Annotated in this window: 12 protein-coding genes; 7 read left to right on the top strand and 5 right to left on the bottom strand. The window is 70.7% G+C overall.

Annotated elements, in window-relative coordinates; all coding sequences use genetic code 11:
* Positions 1-7 precede the first annotated feature (7 nt).
* The 4 genes from AB0B96_RS10245 to AB0B96_RS10230 all read left to right on the top strand — a co-directional run bounded on the left by AB0B96_RS10245 (position 8) and on the right by AB0B96_RS10230 (position 3,656).
* On the top strand, positions 8-1,630 hold the full coding sequence (locus AB0B96_RS10245; protein ID WP_362897486.1) for an ABC transporter permease subunit: 1,623 nt from the start codon (positions 8-10) through the stop codon (positions 1,628-1,630).
* Entirely contained in the window at positions 1,627-2,502 is an 876-nt protein-coding gene (locus AB0B96_RS10240) for a carbohydrate ABC transporter permease (RefSeq protein ID WP_350948529.1), read from the top strand. Before AB0B96_RS10245 ends, AB0B96_RS10240 begins: the two co-directional genes overlap by 4 nt.
* A gap of 83 nt (positions 2,503-2,585) precedes the next feature.
* A complete protein-coding gene (locus tag AB0B96_RS10235) occupies positions 2,586-3,263 on the top strand; it encodes a uracil-DNA glycosylase (RefSeq protein ID WP_362897485.1) in 678 nt (225 codons plus the stop codon).
* A 36-nt stretch (positions 3,264-3,299) separates the two neighbouring features.
* Positions 3,300-3,656, top strand: a complete 357-nt coding sequence (locus AB0B96_RS10230) for a hypothetical protein (protein ID WP_362897484.1) — start codon at positions 3,300-3,302, stop codon at positions 3,654-3,656.
* Between the two features lie 166 nt (positions 3,657-3,822).
* Here AB0B96_RS10230 and AB0B96_RS10225 read toward each other — a convergent pair whose 3' ends face one another.
* Positions 3,823-5,136: a deoxyribodipyrimidine photo-lyase gene (locus AB0B96_RS10225; protein ID WP_362897483.1), complete on the bottom strand. Its 1,314-nt coding sequence runs from the start codon at positions 5,134-5,136 to the stop codon at positions 3,823-3,825.
* 135 nt (positions 5,137-5,271) lie between these two features.
* Here AB0B96_RS10225 and AB0B96_RS10220 point away from each other — a divergent pair, with 135 nt between their 5' ends.
* Positions 5,272-6,222 carry a MerR family transcriptional regulator gene (locus tag AB0B96_RS10220; RefSeq protein WP_362897482.1) on the top strand — a complete coding sequence of 317 codons (951 nt, stop codon included), beginning with the start codon at positions 5,272-5,274 and terminating at the stop codon, positions 6,220-6,222.
* 268 nt (positions 6,223-6,490) lie between these two features.
* Positions 6,491-8,095 carry a DUF1722 domain-containing protein gene (locus AB0B96_RS10215; RefSeq protein ID WP_362897481.1) on the top strand — a complete coding sequence of 535 codons (1,605 nt, stop codon included), beginning with the start codon at positions 6,491-6,493 and terminating at the stop codon, positions 8,093-8,095.
* A 57-nt stretch (positions 8,096-8,152) separates the two neighbouring features.
* On the opposite strand, the gene treZ is transcribed toward AB0B96_RS10215, so the two are convergent.
* From treZ to AB0B96_RS10195, 4 genes are all read right to left on the bottom strand, one after another.
* Positions 8,153-9,880 carry a malto-oligosyltrehalose trehalohydrolase gene (gene treZ / locus AB0B96_RS10210; protein WP_362897480.1) on the bottom strand — a complete coding sequence of 576 codons (1,728 nt, stop codon included), beginning with the start codon at positions 9,878-9,880 and terminating at the stop codon, positions 8,153-8,155.
* Positions 9,881-9,883: 3 nt separating this feature from the next.
* Positions 9,884-12,454, bottom strand: coding sequence for a malto-oligosyltrehalose synthase (gene treY, locus AB0B96_RS10205; RefSeq protein WP_362897479.1), 2,571 nt, complete (start codon positions 12,452-12,454; stop codon positions 9,884-9,886).
* On the bottom strand, positions 12,447-14,552 hold the full coding sequence (gene glgX, locus AB0B96_RS10200) for a glycogen debranching protein GlgX (RefSeq protein ID WP_350948521.1): 2,106 nt from the start codon (positions 14,550-14,552) through the stop codon (positions 12,447-12,449). Before glgX ends, treY begins: the two co-directional genes overlap by 8 nt.
* A 289-nt stretch (positions 14,553-14,841) precedes the next feature.
* A complete protein-coding gene (locus AB0B96_RS10195; RefSeq protein WP_362897478.1) occupies positions 14,842-18,180 on the bottom strand; it encodes a BTAD domain-containing putative transcriptional regulator in 3,339 nt (1,112 codons plus the stop codon).
* Between the two features lie 184 nt (positions 18,181-18,364).
* On the opposite strand from AB0B96_RS10195, the gene mscL reads away from it, so the two are divergent.
* The gene (gene mscL / locus AB0B96_RS10190; protein WP_362897477.1) at positions 18,365-18,793 is read left to right on the top strand and encodes a large conductance mechanosensitive channel protein MscL; all 429 of its coding nucleotides are present in this window, start codon (positions 18,365-18,367) and stop codon (positions 18,791-18,793) included.
* Positions 18,794-18,877 lie beyond the last annotated feature (84 nt).

Raw genomic sequence — 18,877 nt, 5'->3', positions numbered from 1 at the left:
TAAGGCCGTGACCGACCGGTTAGACGGCCCGCAGGGTTCGCGTGGCGGCGACGACGACGCCGCCCGCGGTCCCTCCTCCGGACCTGACGACACCCAGCGGCCGGCGCGAGGCGCCGGCTCCCCCCACACCTCTGACGCCACCCCGTCCGCCGACGAGCCCTCGAAGACCTCCGGGACCCCTGAGACCCCGGAGACCTCGGAGAAGACGGACGGCGGGGACCACCCGGCCCTCGCCGACGTCAGGTCGGACGACCCGGCCGCACCGGCCGCCGAGCCGGAGCTCGCCACGGCGGGGGCGGCCGCCCCGGCGGCCACGCCCGCGAAGGTGCCCGCCGGGGCCACCCGGCTGGGGCCGCCGCCGAGGATGGCGATCTGGTTCCTGCTGCCGGGCGCGCTCGTACTCGGCGTGATGGTGATCTACCCGATCATCTACTCGATCTTCCGTAGCCTCTACGACGCCGGCGGCAGCACCTTCGTCGGGGCGGAGAACTACGCGACGATCTTCAGCGACTCCTCCACCCTGACCACGATCAGGAACAACCTGATCTGGGTCGCGGTGGCTCCCGCCCTGGTCACCGTGATCGGCCTCGTCTTCGCGGTGCTGACCGAGCGGATCCGCTGGGCCACCGCGTTCAAGCTGGTCGTGTTCATGCCGATGGCCGTCTCCCTGATGGCCTCCGGCGTCATCTTCCGCCTCGTCTACGAGCAGGCCCCCGACCGGGGTGTGGCCAACGCGGTGATCACCTCGGTGACCGGTCTCTTCGGCTCCGGCAACGGCTACCCGGACGCCCGCCCCAGGGAGAACGACCAGTCCCCCGTCACCGCGGAACAGGGCGGCGGGGTGGTCACCAAGCAGCCCGCGCAGCCGGGGCAGGCGGTGCTCCTGCCGCTCGTGGGCGTGAAGCCCGACACCCTCGCCTCGGCCTCCACGGCGAAGGCGGTCCAGCCGGGTCCCGGCGAGCTGGCGGGGACCGTCTGGGTCGACTTCACCCAGGGTGGTGGCGGCGCGGCCAACGAGGTGGACGGCACCGAGAAGGCCCTGGCCGGGATGACGGTCGAGGCGGTGCAGGACGGCGCCGTCAAGGCCACCGCCACCAGCGGGGCCGACGGCACCTTCCGCTTCACCGGGCTCGCTCCGGGCGACTACCAGGTGCGACTGCCGCAGTCGAACTTCGAGGCGGCGTTCGGCGGGATCCCCTGGCTGGGCCCGACACTGATCACTCCGGCGATCATCGGCGCGTTCGTCTGGGTATGGGCCGGATTCGCGATGGTACTGATCGCGGCAGGGCTCGCGGCCATCCCGCGCGACGCGCTGGAGGCGGCCCGCATCGACGGGGCCACCGAATGGCAGGTGTTCCGCAAGATCACCGTTCCGCTGCTCTCCCCGGTACTGCTCGTCGTGTTCGTCACGATGATCATTAATACCCTGAAGGTCTTCGACCTGGTCTTCGTCATAGCACCGGGATCGGTGCAGCCGCAGGCCAATGTGATCGCGCTGGAGATGTGGCGGGTCTCGTTCGGCGGAGGCAGCAACCAGGGGCTCGGCAGCGCGCTCGCCATCTTCCTGCTGCTCCTCGTCCTTCCCTTCATGATTCTCAACATCCGCCGGTTCAGGAGGGACAACCAGTGACGACCTCCACCCTTGGCACCCCACCTCGCGGCGTCCTCGGCAGGATCGTGGACCGGCTGGGCAACGGCCTGGTCCAGGCGGTACTGGTGCTGGTCGGCCTGTTCTGGCTGGTTCCCACCCTGGGCCTGTTCGTGGTCTCGATCCGCGAGGAGGCGGCCAACAACTCCAGCGGCTGGTGGACGATCCTCACCAAGCCGGCCGAGCTGACCCTGGAGAACTACTCCAACCTGCTCGCCACCGGGTTCACCGCGTCGTTCTGGAACACCGTGTTCATCACGGTGCCCTCGACCATCCTGGTGATCGGCATCGCCGCCATGGCGGCGTACGCGTTCGCCTGGATGGAGTTTCCCGGCAGGGACGCGCTGTTCCTGGTGGTGGTCGGCCTGCTGGTGGTGCCGACCCAGATCGCGCTGATCCCGATCGCGAAACTGTACGGCTCGGCCGGGATCTTCGGCTCCATCGCGAGCGTGGTGCTCTTCCACGTCGCCTTCGGCCTCCCCTTCGCCATCTTCCTGCTCCGCAACTTCTTCGCGGGCATCTCACGCTCGCTGCTGGAGGCGGCGCGGATGGACGGCGCCGGGGAATGGAAGATCTTCTCGACCGTGGTGTTCCCGCTGGCCAAACCGGCGGTCGCCTCGCTCGGCATCTTCCAGTTCCTCTGGGTCTGGAACGACCTGCTCGTCTCGCTGGTCTTCGCCAACACCGAGAACCAGCCGATGACCAAGGCCCTACAGTCCCAAATGCGGCAATTCGGGACCAACGTGGACATTCTTGCGCCGGGTGCTTTCCTGTCGCTGATTATCCCGTTGATCCTCTTTTTCGCCTTCCAGCGGTATTTCGTCCAGGGGATGATGGCTGGCTCGGTGAAATAGTTAACAGGGGCAGGCCCGGTGCGGCACGCGCTGATTGCCGGCACGCGCCGTACCGGGCCTAAAACCTCGATAGGGTCCTGCACATGGCCGCACGTCCCTTGAACGAAGTCGTGGAAGCCGGGTGGGCCGAGGCCCTCGAACCCGTCGCCGAGAAGATCGCCGAGATGGGCGAGTTCCTCCGGAGGGAGGTGGCGGAAGGCAGGCAGTACCTCCCCTCGGGCGCCAATGTGCTCCGCGCCTTCCAACAGCCGTTTGACCAGGTCAAAGTGCTGATCGTGGGCCAGGACCCGTACCCCACGCCGGGTCACCCGATCGGCCTGAGCTTCTCCGTCGCCGCGGACGTGCGCCCGATCCCGGGCAGCCTGCGCAACATCTACAAGGAGCTCACCGAGGACCTCGGGCTGCCGATGCCGAGCAACGGCGACCTCACCCCCTGGACCGAGCAGGGCGTACTCCTGCTCAACAGGGTGCTCACCGTCATGCCGGGCAAGCCCGCCTCACACCGGGGCAAGGGCTGGGAGGAGGTCACCGAGCAGGCCATCAAGGCCCTCGTCGCCCGCGACAAGCCGATGGTGGCGATCCTGTGGGGACGCGACGCCCGCAACCTGCGCCCGATGCTCGGCTCCGTCCCGGCCATCGAGTCGGCGCACCCCAGTCCCCTGTCGGCCCGCAGCGGCTTCTTCGGCTCCCGCCCGTTCAGCAGGACGAACGAACTTCTCGAGAAGCAGGGCACCACCCCCGTGGAGTGGAAACTCCCTTAGGCCGGCCCACCCCACCCAGGCACTAGGATTCACACCATGAGTGATGTATCGGGCACCGAACGCTACCTGCGTCTGACCGTTGAGCTGACCGTGGAGGTGCAGGACATCGCCGCCCTGCAGGCCGCCGCGCTGAAGGAGATCAGCCACCCTGACGCCGACCTGGACGACGACGAGCGCAAGGAGCAGGCCGAGCTGGTCTCGGCCGACGACACCGGCGCCACCGCACTGCAGTGGCTGATCGAGCCGGACCACGTCCTTGGGCTGATCGAGCACGTCGACCAGATCGAGCCCCGCGAGGCCGTGCTGGGCGTCGAGCCCTCCGACGGCCCCTCGGACGAGGACGACGACGAGGACACAGACCACGACCACGCGGGTCACGACCACAAGCACTGAGACCGCGAGACTGAGCACGCGGCACTGAGAACGACCCCGCCACCCCGGCGGTGGTGGGCTTTCCCGGCCAGGCGCCTCGGCCGGGAAAGCCCACTGCCGCCGGGGCTTCTCATCGTGAGGCCCCGTCGCGAGGGCTCGCGCCTCGGCGGGCGACGACCCGGCCGGCTCAGTCCATGGCCACCAGGGGCGCCGGATAGCCCGGGACACCCGAGGGGAGCCTCCAGGGCTCGTGGATCATCCTCGTGGGCACGGTGCCGAGCTCGGGGACGTGACGGCGGACGTACTCGCCCTCCGGGTCGTACCTTTTGGCCTGCCGGATGTGGTTGACGGGCCGGTTGGGCCGGGTGTCGTTGCCCGTCCCGGCGACCCACTGCCAGTTGCCGTAGTTGTTGGCGACATCGCCGTCGAGCAGCAGATCGAAGAAGTGGTCGGCGCCGACGCGCCAGTCGACGCCGAGCCGCCGGACGAGGAACGAGCCCACGATCATGCGGGCCCGGTTGTGCATCCATCCCTCGCTGAGCAACTGCCGCATCCCCGCGTCCACGATCGGGACCCCGGTCATGCCCTCCTTCCACGCCTGCGCCGCATGGTCGTCGTCGCGCCACTCGTGCCCGCGCGGCCGGTAGTCGTCGCGGTTGATGCGCGGGAAGGCCCGCGTCACCTGGTAGAAGAAGTCACGCCAGCACAGCTGCCTGACGAACTCCTCGGCACCCCCGCCTTCGCCCTCTCCCACGCCTCCCACCTCCCTCGCGAGCGCCTCCAGCTCCAGCGGCGAGACGCAGCCGAAGCGCAGGTAGGGGCTGAGCCTGGAGGTGCGGTTACCCGCCATGTCGTCGTGGCCGTCGGCGTAGTCGTCCACGCAGTGCTTCAGCCACTGCCTCATCCTCCGGCGCCCGACCGTCTCACCGCCCCTGAACAGCTCGTGCGACGCGCGCCCCGGCTCGGGCGGCCTCCCGGCCCACACGCCGTCGGGAACGCGCACCACACCGGGGGCCTTGAGCACCTCCCTGCGCAGCTGCCGGGCCCAGGCCCGCCAGTAGGGCGTGAAGACCCGGTAGTGGTCGCCTCCGCCCGACGGCCTGAGCGCGTCGGGGGGCACGATCGTCAGACCGGGGAACATGTGGAACGCCGTCCTGGCGCGCTCGCACTCCTCGGCCAGGCGCCGCTGCCTGCGTCGCGCGAGGGTGCTGACGTCCATGCTGACGTGGACGGCCCGTGCCCCCGTCTCCCGCGCCAGGCGCATCGTCTCGGCGATCGGATCACCGCGGCGCACGATCAGCTCACCACCCCGCTCACGGAGCGACTCGCGCAGGTCGGCGAGGCACTCGGCGAGAAATCCCCGGCGGTCGCCCCCGGGCACGGAGGGATCCGCGACGAAGAGGGGGACGACATGACGTGCGTGCTCGCACGCCGCGGCGAGCGCCGGATGGTCGTGCACCCGGAGATCGCGGCTGAACAAAACGATCACAGTATCGGTCACGATTTCCTTTCGCCCGGTCACACTCCGCTGGTTGCATCCACCAGGGGCCCGGAAATCGAATAGGTGTTCATGGAGCGACCGCTCGCGCCGCCTGTCAGGCTGGTACGACAGGTAGCAGGCCTAAAATGGGACGGGATGGATGAGCAGCGTCAGGTGGCGACCGTAGAGGAACCGAGCTACGGCATCGGGGCCGTAGCTCGACGCCTTGGAGTACCCGCCCCCACACTGCGGACCTGGAACCTACGCTACGGCGTGGGTCCGAGCCGCCGGAGCCCGGGGGGGCACCGTCGTTACGACGCCCGCGACCTGTGGCGCCTGGAGGAGATGAACCGGCTCATCAGGAGCGGGGTGCCCGCCTCCGACGCGGCACGGGAGGTCCTGAAGATCGAGACCGTTCCACCGCCTCCGGCGGAGCGGGAGTCCGGGCGGCCCGCCCGCGAAAAGATCCCGTCCCTCCCTGCGGCGCGGCCGCCGAGCGTGCCGACGGTGGCGATGCTGACGCGGGCGGCGATGACGCTGGACAGCGGGGCCGTCCAGGAGTGGATCGGCGCGGCGCTGGCCAGACACGGCGTGCGGTGGACCTGGGAGTGCCTGGCCCTGCCGGTCTTCGAGACGATCTGCAGGCGCCAGCTGGAGAACGGGGCGAGCATCGAGATCGAGCACCTGTTCTCCGACCGGCTGCTCGCCGCGCTGATCGCCCTCACCGAGCGCCCCGCCCGGCCGGCCGGTGACCGCCCCGTCCTGCTCGCCTGCGCCGAGAACGACCTGCACAGCCTGCCGCTCTACGCGCTCGCCGCGGCGCTCACCACCGACCACCGCGTGGAGACCAGGGTGCTGGGCGCCAGGACCCCGTACCCGGCGCTGGCGGACGCGATGCGGCGGCTGCGTCCCTCGGTGGTCTTCGTCTGGTCCCAGCAGCTCGAGACCGGCGACCCCGCCCCCCTCGCCTCTCTGCCCACGCTCCGCCCGTCGAGCCTGATCGTCGCCGGCGGCCCCGGCTGGTGGGACAGCCTGCCCGCGTCCGTCCCCCGGGTCACGTCGTTCCAGGACGCCCTCACCCGCGTCACCACCGCGGCCCTCGCCTGACCCCTTCCCGGCACGCCGTCCTCCGCCCTCGGCTCCCTCGGCCCGCCCTCTCCTGACCGTCCCGCGTCGCCTCCTCCTGTCACGCGGGGCCACCTTTCGGAAACGTCCCGCCTTCTTCGCTCCCGGTCGCGTGGTGTCGTCCTCTTCTCACCGAACTCCCCGCCGGACCCGCCGGACCTGCGGATATCTCCCTGCCCCCACTTGCGATCACCGCCGTCGAGCGGCTATGAATAAGTTTTGAGTAGGTTATTGAGGCAAGGGGGGCATCATGACAGACCACCTGAACACCCGGTTCGCCGAGGGCGACGAGGCGGCCCTGACCGAGTGCCTCCGCACCCACGGGCCCCTCATCCGCTCCTACCTGCGGCGATTCGTTCGGCCACAGGATGTGGAGGATCTTCAGCAGGTCGTGTTCGCGGAGGTCTGGCGTTCCCGGCACCGCTTCGACCCGGAACGCAGCCTCCCCGCCTGGATGCTCGGGATCGCCCACAAGCGCGCGGTCGACCAGCTGCGGGTACGCACCTTCCAAACGGTGCCGCTGGATGTGATCGCGGACCCCGTCGGCGACGACGGCCGGGACGACGGCGAGCAGCTGGCGGAGCGCGACCAGGTGCGGCGGGCACTCGCCAGGCTGCCCGAGCCGCAGCGCCAGGCGATCGAGCTGGCCTACTACGACGACCTGACCCAGCGGGAGATCTCCGAGAAGCTGAGCATCCCACTCGGCACGATCAAGGCCCGTACGGCACGCGGTCTGCGCCGCCTGTCCGGCATCCTCGGCACCGCCACGACGCGCGACCGGGACGCCGTACCACACCGGGAGAAAGTGTCCGCCGTGCGTGGCGCGAGCGGTTCGAGCGCGATGGACGAGATGGACAAGGTGGGCGAGATGGACGAGATGAACGGAACCGGCGAGGTGGGCCGGCGGGCCGTCAGGCCGAGGGTCGCGGTGTCCAGTTGCCTGATGGGCGAGCCGGTCCGGTTCGACGGCGGACACAGCCGCAACCGGTTCCTCAACAACGAACTGGACAAGCACGTCGAGTGGGTGCACATCTGCCCGGAGATGGAGATCGGCCTCGGCAGCCCGCGCGAGACGCTGCGCCTGGAGCGCTCACCGGAGGGCACGCGGCTGGTCACCAGGAAGAGCCGGGTGGACCTCACCGACAGGATGACCGCCCTCGCCGCCGAGCGGGTTCCCGCCCTGCTGGAGGTGGACGGCTACATCCTCAAGTCCAAGAGCCCCAGCTGCGGGGTGCACGGCATCCCCGTCCACGCGGGCGGCACGACCGTGGGCCGCAAGGGCAGGGGGGTGTTCGCGGGCGTGGTCCTCGACGCCTATCCACTGCTGCCCGTCGAGGACGAGGGACGGCTCAACGACGCGCTGCTCCGCGAGAACTTCGTGGAACGGATCTTCGCCCGCGCCCGGCTCCGCGCCCTGCTGGAGAGCGACTGGCGCCCTCGCGACCTGGTGTCCTTCCACGCCCGGCACAAGATGCAGCTACTCGCCCACGACCCCGTCGCCTTCAGGGAGGCGGGCCGGCTGGTGGCCGGCGCGGGCACGCGGCCCCGTGAGGAGCTGGCCGCCGACTACACCCGGGTGTTCGACACGGCGTTCGCCACCAAGGCGAGCATCGGCCGGCACGTCAACGTCCTGCAGCACTGCGTGGGAATGGTGGGCGACGCGCTCGACCCGGCACGCCGGGCCGACCTGGCGGAGATCATCGCCTCCTACCGGGCCGGGCAGGTGGCGCTGAGCGTCCCGGCGACCCTGATCCGCCACCACGCCCAGAGCCTCGCCGCCGACTACGTACGGGACCAGACCTACTTCTCCCCGTACCCGGAGGACCTCCGGCTGCGTAACCACGTGGCCGCCTGACCGTCACCGCCGACGCGACGGCCCGACGGTCAGGCGGATCAGGGGATCACCGGCCGGTCAGAGCACCGGATCCAGCCGCACGATCGCGAGGGATCGGGGAGGCAGGAAGAGCTCCTCCCCCTCCACGGTCGCCGACGGGTCGGAGGCGAGCAGGATGTGACCGGGTGCGGCCCTGCCCGTCCCGAGCCTCACCGTGAGCGCGACCGGGCCGAGGTTCGCCGCCACCCTGAGCCCTCCCCGGTGCACGACCAGCCAGGACTCGCCGTGATCGACGCGTACCCGGTCCAGCCTCGGGTCCGTCAGCTCCGGGTGAGCGCGGCGCAGCGCGATCAGCGCCCGGTACCAGTCGAGGTGTGCCCGGTGGGCGTCGTCGTCCAGCTCGCTCCAGTCGAGCTTGGAGCGCAGGAACGTCATCTCCTCACCGGGATCGGGGGCCTTGTCCGCCCAGTCGTCGTAACCGAAGCCGACGAACTCCCGCCGCCGCCGATCCCCCTCGCCCTCGCGCAGCTGCGGCTCGACGTGGTCGGTGAAGAACAGGAACGGCGATCGCGTCCCCCACTCCTCCCCCATGAACAGCATGGGCGTGAACGGCGAGGTCAGCAGGAGTCCCGCGGCGAGCCGCAGCGCCTCGGGCGCCATCCGGTCGCCCTCGGCCCGGTTGCCGATCTGGTCGTGGTTCTGCGCGCAACAGACGAAGCGGTAGCCGGGCATGTGGGACGCCGGGCGGCCGTGCGAGCGCCCTCTGAAGGAGGAGTAGGTCCCGTCGTGGTAGTAGGCGCGAGCCAGCACCTTGGGCAGCGCGCCGTGGAAGTCGTCGTAGTAGCCGTGCCGCTCACCGGTCACCGCCACGTGCAGGGCGTGGTGGACGTCGTCGTTCCAGGCCGCCGCGAGGCCGAACCCCCCGGCCTCGCGGGGGGTCATCAGCCGGGGGTCGTTGAGGTCGGACTCGGCGATGAGGGTGAGCGGCCTGCCCACCGCCGCCGACAGCGCCTCCGCCTCGACGGCGATCTCCTCCAGCAGGTGCACGGCCCGGTTGTCGTGCAGGGCGTGCACGGCGTCCAGCCGCAGGCCGTCGATGTGGTAGTCGCGCAGCCACTGCAGCGCGTTGCCGACGAAGTAGGCGCGCACCTCGTCGGAGCCCGGGCCGTCGAGGTTCACGGCCTGCCCCCAGAAGGAGGAGGCACTGGAGTGGAAGTACGGGCCGAAGGGGGCGAGGAAGTTGCCAGAGGGGCCGAGGTGGTTGTAGACGACGTCGAGGATCACGCCGAGCCCGCGCCGGTGGCAGGCGTCCACGAAACGCTTGAGCCCGTCGGGGCCGCCGTAGGTCTCGGTGACGGCCCACAGGTCCACGCCGTCGTAACCCCAGTTGCGTCCGCCGGGCACCGGCGGCACCGGCATGATCTCCACGAAGTCGACGCCGAGCTCCGCCAGGTGCTCCAGCCTGCCGATCGCCGCGTCGAAGGTGCCCTCGGGGGTGAAGGTGCCGATGTGCAGCTCGTAGATGACCGCGCCCGGCAGGTCACGCCCCCGCCACAGCGCGTCGCCCCACTCGAAGCGGCCGTGGTCGTAGACCCGGCTCGGCCCGAAGATCCCCTCGGGCTGCCACCTCGTCCTGGGGTCCGGCAGCGCCTCGCCCCCGTCCAGCCGGAACCGGTAGTCGGTGCCGTGCCCCGCGCCGGGGACCTCCACCGCCCACCAGCCGCCGCCCGCCGACGACATCGGGTAGCGGACCTCGCCGATCTCCACGTCAACCGCCGTCGCCGACGGCGCCCATACCTCGAACATCGGTCAGACCCTTTCCAGAAGCGCGACAGGGTGAACGGAGAGCAGGTGGGCGAGCGGGATCCGGCCGGTGTACTCGGTACCCGACAGCAGGTCCCGCCAGGTGCCATGCGGCAGGGTGAGCGTGGTGCTCCCCCACCCGCCGCGCCGCTCCAGGCCGACGGGCAGCCGGGTGGCCACCGTCACGGCCCGCTCCCCCCTCGCGAAGGCGATCGCGTGCTCCCCGGCCTCGATCGGGACGTACGGCGCCTCGGGGTCCAGCCTCCGGCGCAGGTCCAGGGCACGGGCGGTGATCGCCAGTTTGGCCTCGTCCCAGCTGAGGGCGGCCGTGGCGGCGGGGCTCGGGTGCGGCTCGTCCGGGTGTTCCTGGCTCGCGTGGGCCTGGGCCGCCGAGAGCATCCGGCGGCGCCGCTGGAAGTCGACCGGGCGCCGGTTGTCCGGGTCGACCAGGGAGAAGTCGGTGATCTCGTTGCCCCAGTACACGTCGGGCACGCCGGGCAGCATGAGCTGGACGATCTTCTGACCGAGCGAATTGGACCTGGCGTACGGCTCGATCCTCGCGGCGAACTCCGCGACCGAGGCGCCGCACTCCTCGACGGCCCGGCCGACGAAATCGCGGATGCCGCGCTCGTAGGCCGGGTCGGGGGTGGCCCAGGAGATCGAGGTCTTGGCCTCGCGGGCCGCCTTGAACAGGTAGTCGAAGAACCTGTCGGGCCCGATCGGCCAGGAGGCCATCAGGTTCTGCCAGGCCAGGTAGTCGAGGGCCGGGTCGAAGGAGACCTTCGACGACCACTCGCCGACCGCGGCCGCCCACTCCTCCGGCATCTCCGACAGCACGGCGAGCCTGGCCCGTACGTCCTCGGAACGCTTGGTGTCGTGCGTGGAGAGCGTCGTCATCGTGCCCGGTGACATCTCCCGGCAGAACGCGTGGAACTCCTCGAGGGACCCGCCGAAGCGGTCGGGCTCGCCGCCCACCTCGTTCAGGCAGGACAGGGGGTACCAGCGGTACAGGGCGGTGTCCTCGACCCCCTTGGCCATCACGGGGCCGCAGGTCTGCTGGAAGCGGGTGACCGCGTCGGCGGGCCCGGTCAGGACCCGCTCGACGACCTCCGCCACCGGGGCGCCCTCCGGCAGCCGTCCGGCGGCGACCCGCCCCGCCTCCTCGACGATCCTCGCCGAGACCTCGGGCACCGGCTCCCCAGGCACCGCGTAGGCCCGGTAGACCGGCATCGCGGCGAGCAACTCCACCAGCGTTTGACGGTCGGAGCCGACGACGGCGTGCAGCCGGTCGATCTCGGCGCCGAAGAACAGGTTCAGGACCTCCGCCTTGGACTCGCGGACCACCGCCGCGTAGTCGCCGCCGACCCCGGTCAGCCGGGTGAACAGCTCGACCAGCGGCTCCCTGCCCGCCGGGTCGACGAACAGGCCGGTGATCCGGTTGAGCGTTTCGTAGCCGGTGGTGCCGTCGCACTCCCAGTCGGCGGGCAGCCGCTCGGAGCCGACCAGGATCTTCTCCGCCACGGTCCACACGCCCGACCTCTCGCGCAGCCGCGACAGGTAGCCGCGCGGCTCGGCGAGCCCGTCGGGATGGTCCACCCGCAGCCCCTGGATCACCCCCTCCTCCACCAGCGAGAGGATGACGGCGTGCGTGGCGTCGAACACCTCGGGGTCCTCGACCCGCACCCCGATCAGCGAGGACACGTCGAAGAACCGGCGGTAGCCGGGGCCGCGCCGCCAGTCGACCAGCCGGTAGTACGTGTCGGGCAGCGGGAACTCGTGGTCGTGGTAGCGCAGCACGTCGCCGTCGGCCACCGTCTCGCCCTCGTCACCGAGCACCGGCATGTTCACCTTGCCGACCCCGCCGTCGCCGTCACCTTCACCGTCCTCGACGGACCAGTCGATGTCGAACCACGACGCGTACGGCGAGCCCGGCCCGTCCTTGAGCACCGACCACAGCTGCGCGTTGCCCGACTCGGGCACCGGGATCGTCATGTGGTTGGGCACGATGTCGACGACGATGCCGATCCCGTGCAGGGCCATGGTCGCCGACAGCTCCCGCAGGCCCTCGACGCCGCCGAACTCCTCGCGCACGCGCGAGTGGTCGGTCACGTCGTAGCCGTGCCGCGACTCCGGCACGGCCTGCAGGATCGGCGACAGGTAGACGTGGCTCACTCCCAGATCACGCAGGTACGGCGCGAGCTCGGCCACCTTGTCGAACCCGAAGTCGGGGGTGAGCTGGAAGCGGTAGGTCGAGACCGGAACCTCGTACGAGCCGGGCGACGGTGGAGGCGCGGGCGCCTCCTCGGGGAGCTCGAAGGGGTCGGTCACGTCCCCGCCGGTCCCGAGGGCGGCGTCCGCGAGGAGTTCGTCATGGCCGACCTGCGGCGGCACCGAACCGGGCCGGACATCGGGCAGGGGGTCCGGCGGCAGGCCGGGCCCGGGAACCGGCTCGGGCAGCGGATCCGGCGGCAGAGCGGGCTCGGGCACCGGCTCGGGCAGCGGATCCGGCGGCAGAGCGGGCTCAGGGACGGGCTCGGGAACCGGCTCGGGGACCGGCTGGGTCGTCGGCTCAGACACGGCGCAGCACCCTCACCGAGCGGCCGACCACCGGCACGCTCTCTCCGGCCCGGCAGACCCGGGTGTCGACCGTGATCGGCATCGCCGTGTCGATCTCCGTCAGCCACATCTCGCCGTAGTCCTTCGGAAGCGTGAACTTGATGACGTCGTGGTGGGCGTTGAACAGCAGCAGGAACGAGTCGTCGACGATCTGCCGGCCCCGGCGGTCCGGCTCGGTGATGGCGTCGCCGTTCAGGAAGACGGCGAGCGACTTGGCGTACCCCACGTTCCAGTCCGCGTCGGTCATCTTCTCCCCTCTCGGAGTGAGCCAGGCGATGTCGCTGAGGTTCTCCTCGGAACCGCGTACGGGCCGCCCGTAGAAGAACCGGCGCCGGCGGAACACCGGGTGGTCGGCGCGGAGCTTGGCGAGCCGCCGGGTGAACTCGAGCAGCAGCCAGTTCTCCCTGATGTCGGACCAGTCGACCCAGCTCAGCTCGTTGTCCTGGCAGTACACGTTGTTGTTGCCCCGCTGGGTGCGGCCCAACTCGTCACCGTGGGAGATCATCGGAACACCCTGGGACAGGAACAGCGTGGTCAGGAAGTTGCGTTTCTGCTGCTCGCGCAGGGACTCGATCGCGAGCGAGGCGGGCCCCTCCTCACCACAGTTCCAGGAGCGGTTGTCGTCGGCGCCGTCCCGGTTGTCCTCGCCGTTGGCCTCGTTGTGCTTGTGGTTGTAGGAGACGAGGTCCTGCAGGCTGAACCCGTCGTGGCAGGTGACGAAGTTGATGGAAGCGGCGGGGCGGCGGCTGTCGTCCTGGTAGAGGTCGCTGGAGCCGGTCAGCCGGGAGGCGAACTCGGGCAGCGCGGCGGGCTCGCCCCGCCACAGGTCGCGGATCGTGTCGCGGTACATGCCGTTCCACTCGGTCCACCTGGCGGGGAAGTTGCCCACCTGGTAGCCGCCGGGCCCGACGTCCCACGGCTCGGCGATCAGCTTGACCTGCGACAGCACCGGGTCCTGCTGGACCAGGTCGAAGAAGGCGCTCAGCCGGTCGACCTCGTGCAGCTCACGCGCGAGCGTGGAGGCCAGGTCGAACCTGAAGCCGTCCACGTGCATCTCGATCACCCAGTAGCGGAGCGAGTCCATGATCATCTGAAGCACGTGCGGGGAGCGCATGAACAGGCTGTTGCCGGTGCCCGTGGTGTCCATGTAGTACCGCTTGTCGTTGTCGACCAGGCGGTAGTAGTCGGCGTTGTCGATGCCGCGCATGCTCAGCGTCGGACCCAGGTGGTTGCCCTCGGCCGTGTGGTTGTAGACCACGTCGAGGATGACCTCGATGTTCGCCTCGTGCAGGGCCTTGACCATGGCCTTGAACTCCAGCACCTGCCCGCCGCGCTGCCCGGTGCTCGAATAGGCGTTGTGCGGCGCGAAGAACCCGATGCTGTTGTAGCCCCAGTAGTTCGTCAGGCCCCGCTCCGCGAGAACGTGGTCGGTGACGAACTGGTGCACCGGCATGAGCTCGATCGCCGTCACCCCGAGCGCGGTCAGGTGATCGATGATCTCCGGGTGGCCGATCGCGGCGTACGTGCCGCGGATCCGCTCGGGGATCTTCGGGTGGTTGATCGTCAGGCCCTTGACGTGCGCCTCGTAGATCACCGTGTCGTGGTACGGGGTGCTCGGCGGCCGGTCGTGCCCCCACCCGAAGAACGGGTTGATCACGATGGAGCGCGGCACGAAGTCGGCCGAGTCGGCGTCGTTGCGGCTGTCGGGCTCGCCGAAGCGGTAGCCGTACACCGCCTCGTCCCATTTCACATCCCCCTCGACCGCCTTGGCGTACGGGTCGAGGAGGAGCTTGGCGGGATTGCACCGCTGCCCTCTCGGCGGGTCGTACGGGCCGTGCACCCGGTAGCCGTACCGCTGTCCCGGGCCGACGCCCGGCAGATATCCGTGCCAGACGAAGCCCTCACACTCGGTGAGGGTGACCCTGGTCTCCTTGTTCTCCTCGTCGAACAGGCACAGCTCGACGCGTTCGGCGGCCTCGGTGTAGAGCGCGAAGTTGGTTCCCGCGCCGTCGTAAGTGGCCCCGAGAGGATAAGGGTCACCCGGCCAGATCTCGATCATCAGTCCCTCTTGAGCGTGGTGACCCCCGCCTTCAGGCGGGGGAGGGAACACGGCGCATCGCCGTACTGCGGTTTCTCTCGAAAGTATGAGCGGACTCGGCCGGTGGGGAGGACGTCAACGCACCGCCTTTCGGCGGTGGAGAGATATGCCCCATGTTCGCGTGGCCATGCGCACATTCCCATTCCTGTGACGGTGATCTCTGCCCGGCCGTGAACCTCCTCGCACCTTCATCACCTAACCCGCTCGTCACGGGCGAAACGTACCGGCCCGGCGAGCGGACCGCGAGACGTCACGGCGAGCGGAGCCTCTCGCCCAGCGCGCGGATCGCGGGCTCGTAGACGCGTGTCCCCGCCCCGGCGGCGAACGCCTCGGCCGCCCGCAGGTGGGCCTTCGCCTGATCCTCGTCACCGCCGAGCAGGGCGAGCCTGGCCAGGCACAGGTCGGTCAGGGACCAGCCCAGCAGACGGCCCGCGTGCGGGGCGAGCCTGCCGTACAGGATCTTCCCCGCCGCCTCGTCGCCCAGCGCCGCGCAGACCTCGCTCACCGCGTCGGGGACGAACCGGTAGGACAACTCGGGACCTATCTCCGCGAACCCGTCGCGGGAGAGCTCGGCGAAGGCGTCGCGCGCCTCGGCCGTGCGGCCCAGGTCGATCAGGGCCAGGCAGCGCAGGACACACCAGGGCTTCTGGCCGGGGCGCCGGGCGAGCATCGCGTCGGCCAGCGCGAGCGCCTCGTCCGCCCTGCCCCGGTCGCGCCCCTTCCCCACCTCGTGAGCCCCGCCCGGCCCGTGCCCCGCACCCACCTCGTGCGGCCGATCCGGCCCGTCGCCCTTGTCCGCCGCCCGCAGGGCCAGGAAGCGGAACATCTCCCGGCGCAACGACGCGTCGTCCCGCCCCAGCGCCCCCTCCGGGTGGGCCGCACCGGAGGCGTCGGCCGCGGCGAGCGCGTCGTCGAAGCGTCCGGACAGGTAGGCGTGCACCGCGGTCTGCCAGGCGGCCAGGCTGATCATCGAGGGAAGCCTGAGCCGCTCCGCGGTCTCCCGCAGCCAGGCGAGCAGCTCCACGGCCCGCTCCGTGTCCCCACTGTCCCCGCTCGCGTTCAGCTCGACGTACTCGTTCTCCCTGCCGATCCACTCGACGACCAGGTCCCCGCCGCGGCGGCCGATCTCCGCGATCTCGCGGGCGACCGCCTCACGGCGCCCGTGGTCGTGGCCGGAGCGCAGCAGGATCTGCAGGGCGATCAGCGTCCTGGACAGGGTCCGTTCGTCACCGGTGAGGCGGGCCATCCGCACCGCCTCCTCCGCCATCTCCGTGCTCCGCTCGACGGGCCGTACGGTGGAGCCGGTCAGCGCGGCGGCGGCGAGCAGCCGCGCCCGCCACGGCGAGTCCCCGGCCAGGCCGGAGGCGAGGACCCGGTCGATGCGCTCGGCCAGCCGGGCGATGCCGGTCATCTCCTCGTACATGGCGGAAGAGATCGGGTCGGAGAACCCCAGGACCGCCCTGGCCAGCCGGTTGTCGTCGCCGAACCGTTCGGCGATCTCCGCGGCGGCCTCCAGGGAGGCGTGGGCCGCGGCGCTCATCCCCGCCGCGGCCTGCGCCTCGGCCAGGTCGAGCAGGAGGTCGCAGCGGAGCGCGTCGTCGGGGCCCGGCAGCCGGTCGATCATCGCGATCGCCCGCTCCAGGTTCTCCACCGCGTCCTCGTGGGCGAACTGCGCGGTCGCCTGGGCCGCCGCGCGCCGGGTGTAGCCGATCGCCCTACCCGCCATCCGGGAGTTCAGCAGGCCCTCGCGGTAGTGGTGGGCGATCTCGGTGAGGCGCGTCCCGCTGCGCTCCTCCAGCACCTCCGCGATCCGCGCGTGCAGCTTCCTACGGCGCAGGGGCGGCAGTGCCTCGCGCAGCACGTCACGGACGATGTCGTGAACGAACCGGCAGCTCGGCCCGTCCCCCTCCACCAGCAACCGGGCGCCCACGGCGGCGTCGACGATGTCGAGGATCCGCTCCTCCGGCAGCTCCGCCACGCGCGTCAGGATGTCGGTCGCCGCCTCCCTGCCGAGCAGTGCCGCGACGGTCAGCACCTCCTCGGTGCCGGGCGGCAGACCGGCCATCCGGCCGCGCACGACGTCCGACAGCGCCTCGGGGGTCTCCCCGAGTTGCAGCACCTCCCCCAGGAAGAACGGGTTGCCCGCGGTCAGCCTGTCCATCTCCGCCGCCAGGTCCGGGTCGGCGCCCGCCCGTCCCAGATACTCGCGGATCTCCTCCTCGGCCAGGCCGCGCAGCAGCAGCCGCCGCACGTGCGGCAGCCGCAGCAGCGCGCCGAGGGCGTGATCCAGCGGTTCGCCGGGGCGTACGTCGGTGTCGCGGTACGTGGCCACGACGGTCAACTCGGGACAGAGCCTGGTGGAGGCGAGGAACTCCAGCAGCCGCAGCGACGAGGTGTCCGCCCACTGGAGGTCGTCGAGGACCACCAGGACCCGGCCGTGCTCGTTCAGCAGCCGGGCGAACGCCTCGTACAACGCGAACTGCCCGGCCTGCCCCGCGCCGGCCTGCCCGGCTCCGGCCAGCCGCGCCAGCTCGCCGTCCCTGCCGACCAGGTCCAGCACGGCCTGCGTCCAGGGCCAGAAGGGCGGCGCGCCGGCATCGCTCCAGCAGCGCCCCCACACCACCCGGTGGTCCCGCGCCCGCGCGGCCTCCGCGGCGTGCTCGGCCAGGCTGGTCTTGCCGATACCGGGCTCCCCGGCGAGCAGCACCACCCGATGCCCCTCACCGGCGACCGCCCGCTCCAGCACCTCGGCCTCGGCGTCCCGGCCCACCAGCCCGGTGGCCCTCTCCCTCGTCGCCTGGCCCGTGCTCGCCACGAGGCGGGGCCTCAGCTCGGGATCCTGGTCGAGGATGCGCCGTTCCATCTCCCTCGACCGGGGATCGGGGTCCAGCCCCATCTCCTCCATCAGCAACCGGCGTCCCTCGGCGAGCACACCGAGCGCGTCGGCCTGCCGTCCCGCCTGGTAGAGCGCGTGGGCGGAGAGCACACGCAGCCGTTCCCTGAAGGGGTGGGCGCCGATCAGGTGGGCGAGCCCGCTCGTCAGCGCCGCCCCCCGGCCGAGCGCGAGTTCCGCCTCGGCCAGATCCTCCTCGATCGTGAGCCGCAACTCCGCCAGGTGTGAGCTCTCCTCCACCGCCCAGGAGGTGTCGGAGAGGTCAGCGAGCGGCTCCCCCCTCCACTCCCCCAACGCCAGCCGCAACTGCCCGACCGCTCCCTCGTGGTCGCCCCCGGCCCCCAGGCTCCTGCCCTCGGCCAGCCGCTCCCGTACCCTGCCCAGGTCGATCGCGCCGCCGGGGACGTCCAATACGTAGCCTCCCGGTTTGCTGACCAGAACCGTCGGGGGAACGTTCCTCGTCCTGCCCGGCTCGAAGACGCGGCGGAGCTTGGAGACGTACGCCTGCACGGTGTTGAGCGCTCCCGGAGGGGGGTCGCCCTCCCAGAGCGCGTCGATCAGCCGGTGCGGGGCGACCGGCCGCGGGGCGGCGAGGACGCACATGGCCAGCACCAGCCGCTGCTGGTAGGGGCCGATGTCCAGCGCGCCCCCTTCGTCGGTGAACGCCTCGACAGGGCCCAGCACACGAAAGTCCATCCGGCCACCTCGCTCGTGAATGCGCTGATAGTAACCTTTCACCCTCGCTGCCCTATTCAGCCGGTACGGCTGCGCGCAGGCTTGCCGGTATTGTCCTCACCGGAGAAAATCCCGGAAAAAGACGGAAGTTTGGCCGCCGCCAGGTGGGCAAAGCGACCGTCCTCACGAGTGAAGGACATGAGTGATGGGCGGATTCAAGAAGTTCCTGATGAGGGGCAACCTCGTCGAGCTCGCCGTGGCGGTCGTGATCGGAGCCACCTTCAGCGGGCTGGTGCAGGCCCTGGTCAAGGACCTCATCACGCCGCTGATCGGGGCGATCACGGGTGGCAGGGAGCCGGACTTCTCGCAGTACGTGTTCACGATCAACGGCTCCAAGTTCATGTACGGCGACTTCATCAACCACCTGCTGAGTTTCCTGATCATCGCCGCGGTCATCTACTGGTTCGTCGTGATGCCCATGACCCGGCTGGTCGCCTTCTTCGACAGGAACAAGAAGGCCACCGAGAAGGACTGTCCGGAGTGCCTGAGCAGCATTCCGGTCGAGGCCAAGCGCTGCGCGTTCTGCACCGTGGAGCTGTCGCGGGTCGCCGCCGCCGACAAGCCGCCGGCGTAACCCGGCCGCGACGCCCGCATCCCGCCCCGGCACCCGGGCGCCCTCGGGGCCCGGGGGTCCTCAATGATCATTGACGGGCGGTGG

It is taken from the genome of Streptosporangium sp. NPDC049046, assembly GCF_040649155.1.
GTDB lineage: Bacteria > Actinomycetota > Actinomycetes > Streptosporangiales > Streptosporangiaceae > Streptosporangium.
This window is presented reverse-complemented; position numbering and strand designations above follow the sequence as displayed.

What these genes read in the sequence shown, in the direction of transcription:
- AB0B96_RS10235 (WP_362897485.1), top strand. Translation starts at nt 2,586, where the DNA reads ATGGCCGCACGTCCCTTGAACGAAGTCGTGGAAGCCGGGTGGGCCGAG.
- AB0B96_RS10230 (WP_362897484.1), top strand. Translation starts at nt 3,300, where the DNA reads ATGAGTGATGTATCGGGCACCGAACGCTACCTGCGTCTGACCGTTGAG.
- AB0B96_RS10220 (WP_362897482.1), top strand. Translation starts at nt 5,272, where the DNA reads ATGGATGAGCAGCGTCAGGTGGCGACCGTAGAGGAACCGAGCTACGGC.
- AB0B96_RS10215 (WP_362897481.1), top strand. Translation starts at nt 6,491, where the DNA reads ATGACAGACCACCTGAACACCCGGTTCGCCGAGGGCGACGAGGCGGCC.
- treZ (WP_362897480.1), bottom strand. Translation starts at nt 9,880, where the DNA reads ATGTTCGAGGTATGGGCGCCGTCGGCGACGGCGGTTGACGTGGAGATC.
- glgX (WP_350948521.1), bottom strand. Translation starts at nt 14,552, where the DNA reads ATGATCGAGATCTGGCCGGGTGACCCTTATCCTCTCGGGGCCACTTAC.
- AB0B96_RS10195 (WP_362897478.1), bottom strand. Translation starts at nt 18,180, where the DNA reads ATGGACTTTCGTGTGCTGGGCCCTGTCGAGGCGTTCACCGACGAAGGG.
- mscL (WP_362897477.1), top strand. Translation starts at nt 18,365, where the DNA reads ATGGGCGGATTCAAGAAGTTCCTGATGAGGGGCAACCTCGTCGAGCTC.